Consider the following 13,012-nt stretch of genomic DNA (forward strand, 5'->3'; position numbering starts at 1 on the left):
GTCACTATCGTCCCAGAATGAAGGCCCGTGGATTGCGTTCGATGGTGCGCGAAAGCGATCCGAAAGCGGCCGCGGCGCGGGTCAGTTCGCGGATCATGGTGCGCGCGTCGTTGGTGAAGGCGCCATTCTCGCCATAGGTGGCGACCGCGGCTTCGGCCCGTGCCGCGAGACGCTGGAAGCGTTCGGACAATGCCGGCAGCGTCTCTGCCGCCTGCGCGACCTCGTCGGCGGCGACGCGGGCGGAATCCAGCGTCGCATTCAGGCTGCCCGCGGCATTGCCGTCGCGCAGATCGTTCAGAAGGCCCGACGCCGCTTCCAGCGTGTCGGAGAGGTTGCGCGGCAGTTGCTCGGCATCCTCGGTGCCCAGCATCGCCCGCAGATCCGCGAGGATTGCCGAGGCCTGCGCCGATATCTCGTCGAAGCGGAAATCCTCGATCGCCTCGGCGGCTTCGTCCATCTGCTCGACCATCTGCGGCACGTCGGCGGCGGCGAGTTGCACCGCCTCGGCCGCCTGCGCCGCCTCATCCAGCATCCGCGCCAGATTGGCCGCTGCGCCGGCATCGCGCAGCTCTCCGGTCATGGCCTGCACATCCGCCACCGCCAGGCGCGCCTCGTCCAGCGTCTCGCGCAGCGCGCCGGGTATGGCGCGGGTATCGGGCGAGGCGGCGAGCTGCGTGACCGCATCCATCATATTGGTCGCCGATTGCAGCAATTCCTCGAAATTCAGCCCGCCGAGTCGATCCATCAGCCCTTCGGCCGAGGCGCCGAGATCCGAGACTTCCGGCGGCAGGGACGGCATCACAGGATAGGGCTCGGCGTCGATATCGAGCGTGGCATCGCTCGCGCGTGGCTGTTCCAGAAGCTCGACCACCATGGAGGTGCCGAGGAAGCCGGACGAGGTGATGCGGCTGCGCAGCCCCGCCTCGACGCGGTCCTGCAAAAACTCCAGCATTTCCTCGCGCGTGCTGCTGGCGGGCACGCCAAGCCGGTCGGGCGCGATGACGAAGGTGATGCGCTGCAGGATCTGCTCATCCTCGGGGCGGGTCTCGTCGAAATCGACGCCGATTTCGGTGACGCGGCCGATCACCAGTCCGTCAAATGTCACATCGGCATTGGTCTGCAGCCCCGAGACATCGTTGCTGGCCAGCATGGTCAGGCGAAGATCGCGGTCGCTGGACCCGAACAGGCTGGTCCGCGCGGTTTCCTCGTCCGGCTGGAGATCGAAGACATGGCCGGCTTCGACCGGCTGCCCGCCCGTGGCCATGGTCGAAAACGCCACGCCGCCCTGCACCAGCTTCGAAAGCGAATCCACGTTCAGGCTGAGGCCTTGCGCGCCGAGCGACACCGAGAACCCTGATGTGTCCCAGAACACGGTCGAGGTGGTCAGGCGTTGGTCATGCGGCGCCTCGATAAAGACATCCGCCAGCACCGTCTCGTCCTCCTCGGACAGATGCAGGTTCTGCATCCGGCCAACCTCCAGCCCGCGAAAGGTGACCGGCGCGCCTTCGGCCAGTCCCTTCGCGCCGGGCGAGGACAGGGTGATCCAGGTGCCCTCTCCCGAAAGCCGGGCGAGTGTCGGACGGTCCAGCCCGACGAACTCCGTCGCAGGCTCGCCCCGGTCCGCATCCCAGAACCCCTCGATGAAGACGCCGGACAGCACTGTGTCCAACCGCGAGATGCCCTGCGCGGACACCACCGGCCGCACGATCCAGAACTCCGCATCGGCGTCGATATAGGGCGTGACCTCCGGCTCGGTGCGGATATCCACCTCGACGCTGCGCAGATCGTCGGTGAAGCGCACGGCCTCGACCTCGCCCACGGTGATCTCGCGGAATTTCAGCGTGGTCTCGCCCGGAACAATGCCTGTCGCGTCGCGGAAGGTGACGGAGATCAGCTCTCCGCGGCCGGAATAGGCGTTCCAGGCCAGCCCGAGCGTGACGGCAAGCGCCAGGATCGGGACCAGCCAGATCAACGAAAAGCTGGCCCGTGCCGCCCGCGCGGCCGTGCGCCGGGCCGGGTGGGCAGGGCGAGGGGTGGTGTCGTCACTCATAGAAATCTATTCTTTCCGACGATGCAGCGGCAGGCCACGCCAAATCAGCCGCGGATCGAAACTTTGTGCAGAGAGCATTGTAAATGCAACAGACAGCGCAAAGGACGCAGCGGCAGGGCCCGGTTTGATCGACACGACAAAGCCGAGCTGCACCAGGGCCGAGAGGATGGCGACGACGAACACGTCGATCATCGACCAACGCCCGATGAACTCCACGATCTCGTAGATATGCAAGCGGTTATGGGCATCCGCCTCGGTCGCGGGTTTTCCGGCCACCAGGGCCAGCCAGATGATGGCGACGAACTTGCCGATCGGGACCATGACCGACGCCGCGAAGACGACGATTGCGATGAACCAGTCGCCGTGATTGGCAAGTTGCAGCACCCCGCCGATGATCGTCGCATCGCCGCCCCCGCCCAGACCGCCAAGCGATTGGGTGGTCATCATCGGCATGAGATTGGCGGGAATATAGAAGATCATCCCGGCGATCAGCCAGGCCCAGACCGCCTGCAGCCCGCGGCGATCCGGCGGGGTCAGCGGCGCCTGGCACCGCGCGCATTCCATTGCATCCTCGGGCCAGACCCGGCCGCAGCTTCTGCATCCCAGCAGCCCGGCGCGATGCGCGGTCAGCAGGGCACTACTCCGACCCCCGCCGGTCGGGGCATCGTCGTTCGCGGTGTGCGGGGGCGGCATCGCTGCGGGATCGGCGCTCATGCCGGCTCGACCTGCTCGCGGCCATCGGTCGCCGCACCGCCATCCTCGATGGCGTCCCAGATCGTGGTCGAGCACATGAAGCTGCGATTGGCGAGGTTGACGAAGATCAGCGCGCAGAACGCCCAGAAGGCCGGCCCGAAGTTGATGGTCGCAAGCCCGCCGACCTTTACCATCGCGATGGCCGTGCCGATGATGAAGATCTCGGCCATCGACCAGGGCTTGAGCTGCTCGGTCAGCCGGAAGGCCCGGACGGCGTGGCGATAGGGCGGGCGCCGGCGCGCCAGCGGCCAGAGGGTATAGACCAGCAGGGCCGCCCTGAGCGCAGGCAGTGCCACGATCACACCCAGCAGCGCCACCGTCAGCGGCGCGATGACGCCTTCGGAGAAGGCCATCGCCACCCCGAAAAGCGAGGTGCCGTGCCCCATGCCGAGGCGCGAGATCTCCAGGAAGGGAAAGAAGATTGCCCCGAACATCAGCACCATCGTGGTGATGGCAAGCGCGATGATCTGGGTGAAGGCGCCCGATTGCGGCCGCGCTAGGATGCCGCCGCAGCGCACGCAGCGGGCGGTTTCGCCATAGGTCAGCTCTTCCTCGACATGCAGCGCATCGCAGCGCGGGCAGGCAATCAGCCCCTCGCCTGTCTGCAGGTCATATTCGCCCGGTCGCACCATCCGCCTAAGATACGCGGGCCAAGGCCCGCATCAAGGCCGGAACGCAGGCAAAACGTGCAAGACTGCGTGACCGCGCCATTGGAGCGGTGGCTCCGGCCATGCCGAGAATGAACTGCGCGCGCGGGCGCTCTGGCGTTGTGCGGCGATCTGCGGGATGCTGCCCGGCGGGAGGAAGGCATGGATTACGACTTCATCATCGTCGGGGCCGGCAGCGCGGGCTGCGTGCTGGCCAACCGCCTGTCGCGCGATCCGGGCACGCGCGTGCTGTTGCTCGAAGCCGGCGGCAGTGACCGGCAGTTCTGGGTGCATGTGCCGGTCGGCTATCTGTATTGCATGGGAAATCCGCGCGCCGACTGGTGCTATCGCACCGCGCCGCAGCCCGGTCTCGACGGACGGTCGCTGGCCTATCCGCGCGGCAAGCTGCTGGGGGGCAGCAGTTCGATCAACGGCATGATCTATCTGCGCGGCCAGTCGCGCGATTACGATATCTGGCGGCAGCTCGGCTGTGTCGGCTGGGGCTGGGACGATGTGCTGCCCTATTTCCTGAAATCCGAGGATCACGCCGACGGCGAGAACGCGCATCACCGCACCGGCGGCGAATGGCGGGTGGAAAGCCAGCGCCTGCGTTGGGACATTCTGGAGGATTTCGCCAGCGCGGCAGAGACGGTCGGGATCAGGCGGGTGCCGGATTTCAACGACGGAAATGCCGAAGGGGTGGGGTATTTTAAGGTCAATCAACGCCGCGGGCTGCGCGTTTCCGCAGCGAAGGCATTCCTGCGGCCGGCGCTGAAGCGATCCAACCTGGAATTGCGCACCCATGTCCATGTCCAACGGCTGTGCCTGGACGGCAATCGCGCGACCGGTGTCGAGATCGAGCGGCAGGGACAGCGCGAGACGGTGACGGCGCGCAACGTGATCCTGTCGGCCGGTGCGATCGGGACGCCGCAGATCCTGCAGCTTTCCGGAATCGGACCGTCCGCCCTGCTGCGCGAGCACGGCATCGACGTGATCCGCGACGCCGCGGTGGGCGAAAACCTGCAGGACCATCTGCAGATCCGCTGCGCCTATCGGGTCGAGGGCGCGAAGACGCTGAACCAGATGACCGCGACGCTGCTCGGCAAGGCGCGGATCGCGGCGGAATACGCGCTGTTCCGCTCCGGCCCGATGAGCATGGCGCCCAGCCAGCTCGGCGCCTTTGCGCGCTCGAGCCCGGATGTCGCGACACCGGATCTGGAATACCACGTCCAGCCCCTGTCGCTGGAGTCGTTCGGCGAGGATCTGCATGATTTTCCGGCGATCACCGCCTCGGTCGTGCCGCTGCGCCCCGACAGCCGCGGCCATGTGCGCATCGCCTCTGCCGACCCGATGCAGCCGCCCGAGATCTCGCCCAATTATCTCGACACCGAAACCGATCGGGCGACGGCGGCCAACGCGATCCGTCTGACCCGCCGGATCATGGCGGCCGAACCCATGGCCCGCAACCGGCCCGAGGAGTTCCGGCCCGGCCCGACAGGCGACAGCGACGCAGATCTGGCAGAGGCTGCGGGCCGGATCGGCTCGACCATCTTCCACCCGGTCGGCACGGCGCGAATGGGCGACGACCCGGATGCGGTCGTCGATCCGAAGCTGCGGGCGGTGGGCATTGCCGGGCTCCGGGTTGTCGATGCCTCCGTCATGCCGCGGATCGTGTCGGGCAACACCAATTCGCCCACCATCATGATCGCGGAAAAGGCCGCCGACATGATCCTCGATGAAATGCGTGGTTTTTGATGCATTAACTTGGTTCGCGGCCCCGCGCTGATAGCTGTTCTTGCGGGTTTTGCGGCAAGGGGTGCGCGATGGTTGGGCGCGACGGCAATTCGGTGGTGTTGATCAGGCGGGTCCAGCCCGCGCAGGAACCGGCACATCATGGCGGGGCCTGGAAAGTGGCCTATGCGGATTTCGTGACCGCGATGATGGCCTTCTTCCTGCTGATGTGGCTGCTGGATGCCACGACGGAGAAGCAGCGCGAAGGGTTGGCGGATTACTTCAACCCGACCGTGGTCAGGCAGTCCTCCGGCAGCGAGGGCGGCGATCGCGGTCGGGGCGAGCCGGCCGGCCCGCCGGCGGAACCCGCCTCCGCCGATGCCGCAGCGCGGCTGGCAGAGATGGAGCGACGCATTCAGACCGAGCTGGCCGGGATCGGCGCGGACTCCCTGCAGGCGCAGAATCTGCTGCGCCATGTCGTCACGCGTATCTCGGATGAGGGGCTGGTGATCGAGCTGTCGGATCTCGCAGATGCCCCGCTTTTTGCGGCAGAGACCACCGAACCCACCGCATCCCTGCGCGAACTCAGCCGGATCGTGGCGCGGGTGGTGGGCCGCACGCGCAATCCGGTCGCCGTATCGGGCCATGTGCGCGCCTATCCCGCGGTGCTGGCCAGATCTCCGATCTGGGACCTGTCGCTGGGGCGTGCGGACCAGGTCCGGCAATTGCTGGAGGATGCGGATTTGCCGCCCCGGCGCATCGCCCGTGTCACGGGCCATGGCGACCGCCGGAGCCTGCCCGCTGATCCGTCAGCGGAGACCAACAACCGGATCGAGGTGATTTTACTGAAATGAGCCAAGGCGCGGCGCGGCGGTTAGGCCGTTCTTAAGCCATGTCTCGCAATGTCGGGTCAGATGATCGGAACAAAGGGGTGAACCATGTCCATATCGTCCTCGCTGAATGCGGGAGTTGCCGGGCTTGCGGCGAATGCGACGCGGCTGGCGACCATATCGGACAATATCTCCAACTCGGGCACCTATGGCTACAAGCGGGTCATCACCGATTTCGAGGGGATGGTCATCAACCAGGCGCGCGGCGCCGGCGTCTATTCCGCGGGCGGTGTGCGCGCTTCGACCACGCGCCTGATCGATCAGCGTGGCACGGTCGTGCCGACTTCGAACCCAACCGATCTGGCGATCTCCGGGCGCGGCATGCTGCCGGTGGTGCCGTCTGTGTCGCTGGGCAGCAAATTCGCGGATCAGCCGATGATGATGACCACGACGGGATCATTCCGGACGGATGCAGACGGGGTGCTGCGCACCGAATCTGGCCTGGTCCTGCTGGGCTGGCCCGCGAATGCCGATGGCTCCATCCCCTTGATGCCGCGCGACACGGTCGGCGGGCTGGAACCTGTCGTGATCAATGCCAACCAGGCTGCGGGGGATCCGACGACCAAGATGTCGCTCGGGATCAAGCTGCCGGCCACGCGGACCGAGGCAGGGGGCGCGACAGACCCGCTGACCTCGAAGATCGAGTATTTCGGCAATCTCGGGACATCGGAATCGCTCAATGTCAGCTTCACCCCGCTGACCTCCCATGCATCCGGAATGTCGAACTCCTGGACGATGGAGCTGAGCGATTCGGCAACCGAGGACGATCCGGCGACGGCGGCGGATGAGCGTGTCGTGGCGTCGCTGCGGCTGGTCTTCTCCAACGATCAGACCAAGGGCGGAACGATTGCGCAGGTGCTTGACACGTCTGGCAATCCGCATCCTGCCTATGATCCCGCAACCGGGACGCTGAATCTGACCGTGGGCCGGACCGCCAGCTATCCGGGCGACACGATGACCGTGACGATCGGCAAGCTGGGCGATCCCAACGGCCTGACCCAGCTTGGCGACAATTTCGCGCCGACCAGCATCTCGAAAGACGGCTCTCCGGTTGGCAACCTGACGGCTGTGGAGGTCGATGAGAACGGATATATCCGCGCCACATACGACACCGGCTTCATTCGTACGATCTACCAGATCCCGCTGGTGGATGTGCCCAACCCCAACGGGCTGATCTCGCTCAACAACCAGACCTACCAAGTCTCGCCCGATTCCGGCTCCTTTTTCCTGTGGGATGCGGGGGACGGGCCGACCGGCGCGGTGGTGGGCTATGCGCGCGAAGGATCGACCACCGATGTCGCGAATGAATTGACGGATCTGATCCAGACCCAGCGGGCCTATTCCTCGAACGCCAAGGTCATCCAGACGGTGGATGAGATGCTTCAGGAAACCACCAATATCAAGCGCTGAGGGTAACAACGGATGAGCATCGCGAACGCCCTGAACAACGCGCTCACCGGCCTCTCCGCGGCGTCGCGGGGCACCGAGATCGTCGCCTCCAACCTCGCCAACGCGTTGACGCCGGGCTATGCGCGCCGCGAATTGCAGCTTTCGCCGCGCATCCTGGCCGGTGGTGGCGGCGGGGTGGCGGTGTCAGGCGTCAGCCGGATCATGTCGGAGGCGGTGCTGTCGGAGTTCCGGCTGGCATCGGCACAGCTTGGCGGCGCGCAGGTCACCCATGAATTCAGGCTGCGGGTCGAAGCCGCCATCGGTCTTCCGGGCGATGGCAAATCGCTTGCGGCGCTGATCGCGGACACCGAGGCCGCGCTGATCTCGGCCGCGAGCCGCCCGGACAGCGAGTTCCGGCTGGGCAATGTGGTGGATGCGCTCGGCCGCCTGCTGCAAAAGACCGCGGCGATCAGCCAGGCGATCCAGCAGGGCCGCACCGACGCGGATCGCCGGATCGCCGCCGATGTCGACCTTCTGAATGCCAGCCTGGGCGAGGTGTCGCGGCTGAACCGCCAGATCATCGTCGCACGGGCAAACGGGGGCGATGCCGCATCGCTGGTCGATGCCCGGCAGGCGGTGATCGATCGGATCGCGACCATCGTGCCGGTGCGGGAACTGCCGCGCGACGGCGGCCGCGTGGCGCTGTTCACCGCCGGCGGCGCGGTGCTGATCGACGGAAAGGATCCCGTCCGTTTCGGCTTCCAGGCGACCGGCCAGATGACACCCCGGATCGATGGCAATTCCACCCATCTCGGCCGCCTGACCATCGACGGCGAAGCGGCATCGGATCTGGAGATGTCGCTTTATTCAGGCGGCTCGCTTTCCGCGCGGTTTGCCATCAGGGACGAGGCCGGGATCGCCGCGCAGGCGGCTGTGGATGGCTTTGCGCGGGACCTCTATGCGCGGCTTTCCGGACCTGGGATCGAGCCGGGACGCCCGCCCGGAACCACCGGGCTGATCACCGATGGCGGCAGCGCCTTCGATCCTTCGGCCGAAACCGGCCTGGCCCAGCGTCTGCGCCTGGCCGCGACCGTCGACCCGGATCAGGGCGGCGCGCTCTGGCGTTTGCGCGACGGCGTTCATGCGACCGCGCCCGGAGAGGCGGGCGATGCCGGCATCCTGAATGCGCTCTCGGACGCCATGTCGCAGATTGCGCCCTTTGCGTCGCCCGGCGCGCCTGCGCGATCCGGCAATCTCTCGATGCTGGCGGCCGAGATGCTGTCCTCGGCCGCGTCAGCGCGACTCGCCGCCGAAACCCGGCTGCAGCATGACCGCAGTGTCAGCGAGACGCTGGAAGCAAGCCTGCTTCAGGACGGGGTGGACAGTGACCGCGAGATGGAACTGCTGCTGCAACTCGAGCGCGCCTATGCGGCCAATGCCAAGGTGGTGCAGGCCATTGACGACATGATCGGCAACTTGCTGAGGATATGAGGATGGAGTTCGTATCGATCGGCGATCTCGCCCGAAGCTATGCCATGCGCCAGGCGCATGGCGGTCTGCGACGCGAGATCCGCGACCTCTCGGAGCAAGTGGCGTCGGGCAAGCCATCGGATGTCGCGCGGCATCTGGGCGGTGATCTGGTGGAGCTGGCCCGTCTGGATCGCGGCCTGCGCGAGGCCGAGGCCTATCTCCGGGTCTCCTCCGAAGCCGCGGCGACGCTTGCGGGGATGCAATCCGCGCTCGGCCATCTCCAGGAGATTGCGGGCGGCGCAAGCCAGCAGATGCTGTCGGACGCGATGCTTTCATCGGATCACGGCATCAGGACCGTGGCGGACACGATCGCGGCCGAGCTGGATGGCGCGCTGTCGGCGCTGAATATCTCGGTCGGCGGGCGTTTCGTCTTCTCCGGACAGCATGTCGACAGGCCGCCGCTGGTTGCGGCAGATGAGCTGATCGCGCTGGCTGAAACGGTGGTGACGGGTGCCGGAAGCCCGGCGCAGGCGCTGTCTGAACTGACGGCCTGGTTCGAGGCACCGGCCGGTGGCGGCGGGTTCAGCGATCTCGCCTATCGCGGTGCGACGGGCGGTGGACCGGAATTGCAGATCGATCCGACCACCCGCGTCACGCTGTCCCAGAACGCAGCCAGTCGCGGCATTCGCCAGGTCGTTCTCGGCCTGACTGTCAGCGCGCTCGTCTCGCGCGGGGCCTATGCCGGAGATCGCGCGGCACAGGCCGAGTTGCTGCAGGCGGCCGGAACGGCCCTTGCGGATGGCAATACCGAACTGGGGCTGGAGCGCGCCGGTCTCGGCGTGGCGGAACAAACTGTCGAACGGGCGCGGGTTCGGATGGCGCATGCACAGACCACCCTGTCGATCGCCCGCGGCCAGCTGACAGAGGTGGACGGCTATGCGGCCGGAAGCCGGCTGATCCAGGCCGAGGCGCAGCTCGAGGCGCTCTACGCACTCACCGCCCGGCTCAGCCGGTTGAGCCTGTCGAGATATCTATGAGGTTGCTGGTTACTCTGCTGACCGTCTTGCTGTGGGCACAGGTGGCCGCCGCGGCCCCGGTGCGGCTGAAGGATATCGTGGCCTTCGACGGGGTGCGCGGCAACGACCTTGTCGGCTACGGGCTGGTGGTCGGTCTGAACGGCAGCGGCGACAGCCTGCGCAATGCGCCCTATACCGAGGACATGATGGTGACCCTGCTGGAACGGCTGGGCGTCAATGTCAGCTCCGACCAGTTCCGGCCAAAAAATGTCGCGGCGGTGATGGTCACGGCGGTGCTGCCGCCCTTCGCGCGGTCCGGGGCGCAGCTTGATGTGACCGTGTCGGCCATCGGGGATGCCCGCAGCCTGATGGGCGGCACGCTGATCCTGACGCCGCTCAGCGCCGCGGACGGGGATGTCTATGCGGTCGCGCAGGGCTCGGTCATCGCCGGCGGGGTCTCGGCGCAGGGCGAAACCGCGTCGGTGGTTCAGGGTGTGCCGACCTCGGGCGCGGTGCCGTCCGGCGCCAGGGTGGAGCGCGAGGTGGATTTCGAGTTTGCGACGCTGCGCAATGTGCGGCTGGCGCTGAAACACCCGGATTTCACCACCGCCGCCCGCATCGCCAACCGGATCAACCGCAGCGGCGTCGGGCGGATCGCCACCATGCTGGACGCCGGCACGGTGTCGCTCGACATCACGGCGACGCGCAGGGCGGATCCGGCCAGCGTCATCAGCCGGATCGAGAATCTGCTGATCGAAACGGAAACCAGGGCGCGGGTGGTGATCGATCACCGCTCCGGCACCATCGTGATGGGCGAGGATGTGCGGGTGTCTCGCGTGGCGGTGTCGCAGGGCAATCTGACCTTGCGGGTGCGCGACACGCCGGTCGTGTCGCAGCCCAGCCCGTTCTCCGAAGGGCAGACGGTGATCGTGCCGCAGAGCGACGCCGAGATCACCGAGGAGGCCGGAATCGGATTTGCGGAGGTGCAGGGCAGCTCGTCGCTGTCGGACGTGGTGGCGGGTCTGAATGCGCTCGGCGTCTCTCCGCGCGACCTGATTGATATTCTCAAGGCCATCCACGCCGCCGGAGCGCTGCATGCGGAGCTGGTTGTCAATTGAGTGCTGCACCAAGGGTTTCGAGAGGCGCGAGAGGTGAGATCCAATCGGGGCGCGAGAGGTGAGCGCCAAGACGCGATATCGGAGACAGGGGTGAAGTTGCAGCAGATCTGGATGAATGATCCGGTGAAGAAAGGGAGGTCCGCCGTCGATGCGCAGCCTTGCGTCGCCACGCGACCGGCGCAACCGCCGGAAACTGGCCTTATGCCGGATGCGTGCGGTCGATCCGCGCAAGCTCAAGATCGCCGGTCCGGGAAAAGCCGCTGTTCTGGCTGGCGCCGACCGAGCAAGGTGCCGTCCGGTTGAATTGTCGATCTGGCCAAGCGCCGCTCGGGCCGAGCGCAGGTCAGGACAGGTGCCGAGACGCTGCGCTGTCCCGGCGCAGGACGTCGTCCGTCGCCCGACCTGGGCGGGTGGTCACATCGTCACATTCAGCGCGCCGCCATCCAGCAGCAGGTTCTGGCCGACGATGAACTGGGCCTGCTGGCTGCACAGAAACGCGCAGGCTGCGCCGAAATCCGCTGCTTCGCCATAGCGGCCGGCCGGGATCGCGGACTGGCGCCGCGCGCGGGCCTCCTCGATCGAAATGCCCTCGGCCTTCGCCGTGCCGCCATCGAGGCTGTCGGCACGATCCGTGGCATGGAGGCCGGGCAGCAGGTTGTTCACGTTCACCCCGTGCTTGATCACATCGCGCGACATGCCCGCGACGAAGCCGGTCAGGCCGGTGCGCGCGGTGTTGGACAGCCCCAGCACCGGAATGGGCGTGCGCACCGCGGCCGAGGTGATGTTCACCACCCTGCCCCAGCCGCGCTGCATCATCCCCGGCACGGTGGCCTGCATCAGCGCCACCGCGCTCAGCAGATTGGCGTCGAGCGCCTTGATGAAATCGTCGCGGTCCCAGTCCTGCCAGCGACCGGGCGGCGGCCCACCGGCATTATTGACCAGAATGTCGATCTCTCCTGCGGCGTCCAGCACGGCCCTGCGCCCGTCATCCGTGGTGATATCGGCGGCGACCGGCACGACATGCACTCCGTACCGCGCGGCGATGTCGGTCGCGGTGGCGCGCAGCGCCTCTTCGCCGCGGGCATTGATGATCAGATCCACGCCTTCCGCGGCCAATGCCTCGGCACAGCCGCGGCCGAGCCCCTTCGACGCCGCGCAGACGATCGCGCGCTTTCCCCTGATGCCCAGATCCATGTCTCGCCTCCCTTGCCGTTGACGCAAGGAAGCGCGGGGGCGGCCGAATGTCCAGCGGAACCTTGGCGCGCGCCAGCGGGTTGAGCCGCGACACCCGTGCCGGCCCGGTCTCAGCTTCGGGTCGGCGATGCAGATCCACCCGCCCATACGGAAGGAATGCCCATGTCCGATCTTCTCGTGATTGCCTTTGACGACGAAGCCTCCGGTTTCGAGCTGCGGGCCGAGCTGGTCAAGCTGCAGAGCGAATATCTCATCAAGCTGGAGGATGCGGTCGTCGTCACCAGACCCGAGGCCGACGACATCCAGCTTCACCAGGCGCTGAACCTGACCACAGCCGGGGCGGTGGGCGGCACGTTCTGGGGCACGCTGGTGGGGCTGCTGTTCCTGAACCCGCTGGTCGGCGCGGCGGTGGGCGCAGGGTCCGGGGCCCTTGCCGGTTATCTGACCGATTACGGCATCAATGACGATTTCATGCGCGAGGTTGGCAACAAGGTGCAGCCCGGCGGCTCGGCGGTGTTCCTGCTGATCCGCGAGATGACGGCGGACAAGGTGCTGGACCGGATTTCCGAGTTCCATCGGCGCGGCCGCGTGATCCAGACCTCGCTGACCAAGGACGAGGAAGAGAAGCTGCGCGAGGCGCTGTCGGGCACGCAGGCGCCGCTGGTTCCGGCCGATGCCAGGGTTTCGGCCCAGGCGGAACCCGGCGCTGCGGGGGATGGGCCTGAAACGGCACCGGCGCCCAAGCTGTGACTTG

11 protein-coding genes are annotated in these 13,012 nt (G+C 66.9%); 7 read left to right on the forward strand and 4 right to left on the reverse strand.

Annotated features, from left to right (window positions below; translation table 11 throughout):
• Positions 1–4: 4 nt before the first annotated feature.
• From BLT73_RS03395 to BLT73_RS03405, 3 genes are read right to left on the reverse strand one after another with little or no spacing between them, the layout of a single operon-like run.
• Positions 5–2,050, reverse strand: coding sequence for a PqiB family protein (locus BLT73_RS03395; protein WP_090520808.1), 2,046 nt, complete (start codon positions 2,048–2,050; stop codon positions 5–7).
• A gap of 6 nt (positions 2,051–2,056) precedes the next feature.
• On the reverse strand, positions 2,057–2,743 hold the full coding sequence (locus BLT73_RS03400) for a paraquat-inducible protein A (RefSeq protein WP_090520994.1): 687 nt from the start codon (positions 2,741–2,743) through the stop codon (positions 2,057–2,059).
• Between the two features lie 17 nt (positions 2,744–2,760).
• Positions 2,761–3,435 carry a paraquat-inducible protein A gene (locus BLT73_RS03405; protein ID WP_090520810.1) on the reverse strand — a complete coding sequence of 225 codons (675 nt, stop codon included), beginning with the start codon at positions 3,433–3,435 and terminating at the stop codon, positions 2,761–2,763.
• A gap of 177 nt (positions 3,436–3,612) precedes the next feature.
• Between BLT73_RS03405 and BLT73_RS03410 the strand changes: the two genes are divergently transcribed.
• From BLT73_RS03410 to BLT73_RS03435, 6 genes are all read left to right on the forward strand, one after another.
• A complete protein-coding gene (locus tag BLT73_RS03410) occupies positions 3,613–5,205 on the forward strand; it encodes a GMC family oxidoreductase (RefSeq protein WP_090520812.1) in 1,593 nt (530 codons plus the stop codon).
• A 68-nt stretch (positions 5,206–5,273) separates the two neighbouring features.
• Positions 5,274–6,035 carry a flagellar motor protein MotB gene (locus BLT73_RS03415; RefSeq protein WP_090520813.1) on the forward strand — a complete coding sequence of 254 codons (762 nt, stop codon included), beginning with the start codon at positions 5,274–5,276 and terminating at the stop codon, positions 6,033–6,035.
• Between the two features lie 84 nt (positions 6,036–6,119).
• On the forward strand, positions 6,120–7,481 hold the full coding sequence (locus tag BLT73_RS03420; RefSeq protein ID WP_090520815.1) for a flagellar hook protein FlgE: 1,362 nt from the start codon (positions 6,120–6,122) through the stop codon (positions 7,479–7,481).
• A gap of 12 nt (positions 7,482–7,493) precedes the next feature.
• Positions 7,494–8,951 (forward strand): FlgK family flagellar hook-associated protein, encoded by a 1,458-nt coding sequence (locus BLT73_RS03425; protein ID WP_090520817.1) that lies wholly within the window; start codon positions 7,494–7,496, stop codon positions 8,949–8,951.
• A 2-nt stretch (positions 8,952–8,953) separates the two neighbouring features.
• The gene (locus tag BLT73_RS03430; RefSeq protein WP_176804862.1) at positions 8,954–9,967 is read left to right on the forward strand and encodes a flagellin; all 1,014 of its coding nucleotides are present in this window, start codon (positions 8,954–8,956) and stop codon (positions 9,965–9,967) included.
• Positions 9,964–11,064 (forward strand): flagellar basal body P-ring protein FlgI, encoded by a 1,101-nt coding sequence (locus BLT73_RS03435; protein WP_090520820.1) that lies wholly within the window; start codon positions 9,964–9,966, stop codon positions 11,062–11,064. The genes BLT73_RS03430 and BLT73_RS03435 overlap by 4 nt, the downstream gene beginning before the upstream one ends.
• Before the next feature lie 414 nt (positions 11,065–11,478).
• On the opposite strand, the gene BLT73_RS03440 is transcribed toward BLT73_RS03435, so the two are convergent.
• Positions 11,479–12,258, reverse strand: coding sequence for an SDR family oxidoreductase (locus BLT73_RS03440; RefSeq protein ID WP_090520822.1), 780 nt, complete (start codon positions 12,256–12,258; stop codon positions 11,479–11,481).
• A 162-nt stretch (positions 12,259–12,420) separates the two neighbouring features.
• Here BLT73_RS03440 and BLT73_RS03445 point away from each other — a divergent pair, with 162 nt between their 5' ends.
• Complete coding sequence (locus tag BLT73_RS03445; RefSeq protein WP_090520824.1) at positions 12,421–13,008, forward strand: DUF1269 domain-containing protein; 588 nt, start codon at positions 12,421–12,423, stop codon at positions 13,006–13,008.
• Positions 13,009–13,012: the final 4 nt, after the last annotated feature.

It is taken from the genome of Paracoccus isoporae, from assembly GCF_900101865.1.
Taxonomy (GTDB): Bacteria; Pseudomonadota; Alphaproteobacteria; order Rhodobacterales; family Rhodobacteraceae; genus Paracoccus; species Paracoccus isoporae.

Bases quoted from the DNA above. Each gene is read 5' to 3' on its own strand.
- BLT73_RS03395 (WP_090520808.1), bottom strand. From the start codon at position 2,050: ATGAGTGACGACACCACCCCTCGCCCTGCCCACCCGGCCCGGCGCACG.
- BLT73_RS03400 (WP_090520994.1), bottom strand. From the start codon at position 2,743: ATGCCGCCCCCGCACACCGCGAACGACGATGCCCCGACCGGCGGGGGT.
- BLT73_RS03405 (WP_090520810.1), bottom strand. From the start codon at position 3,435: ATGGTGCGACCGGGCGAATATGACCTGCAGACAGGCGAGGGGCTGATT.
- BLT73_RS03410 (WP_090520812.1), top strand. From the start codon at position 3,613: ATGGATTACGACTTCATCATCGTCGGGGCCGGCAGCGCGGGCTGCGTG.
- BLT73_RS03415 (WP_090520813.1), top strand. From the start codon at position 5,274: ATGGTTGGGCGCGACGGCAATTCGGTGGTGTTGATCAGGCGGGTCCAG.
- BLT73_RS03420 (WP_090520815.1), top strand. From the start codon at position 6,120: ATGTCCATATCGTCCTCGCTGAATGCGGGAGTTGCCGGGCTTGCGGCG.
- BLT73_RS03425 (WP_090520817.1), top strand. From the start codon at position 7,494: ATGAGCATCGCGAACGCCCTGAACAACGCGCTCACCGGCCTCTCCGCG.
- BLT73_RS03430 (WP_176804862.1), top strand. From the start codon at position 8,954: ATGGAGTTCGTATCGATCGGCGATCTCGCCCGAAGCTATGCCATGCGC.
- BLT73_RS03435 (WP_090520820.1), top strand. From the start codon at position 9,964: ATGAGGTTGCTGGTTACTCTGCTGACCGTCTTGCTGTGGGCACAGGTG.
- BLT73_RS03440 (WP_090520822.1), bottom strand. From the start codon at position 12,258: ATGGATCTGGGCATCAGGGGAAAGCGCGCGATCGTCTGCGCGGCGTCG.
- BLT73_RS03445 (WP_090520824.1), top strand. From the start codon at position 12,421: ATGTCCGATCTTCTCGTGATTGCCTTTGACGACGAAGCCTCCGGTTTC.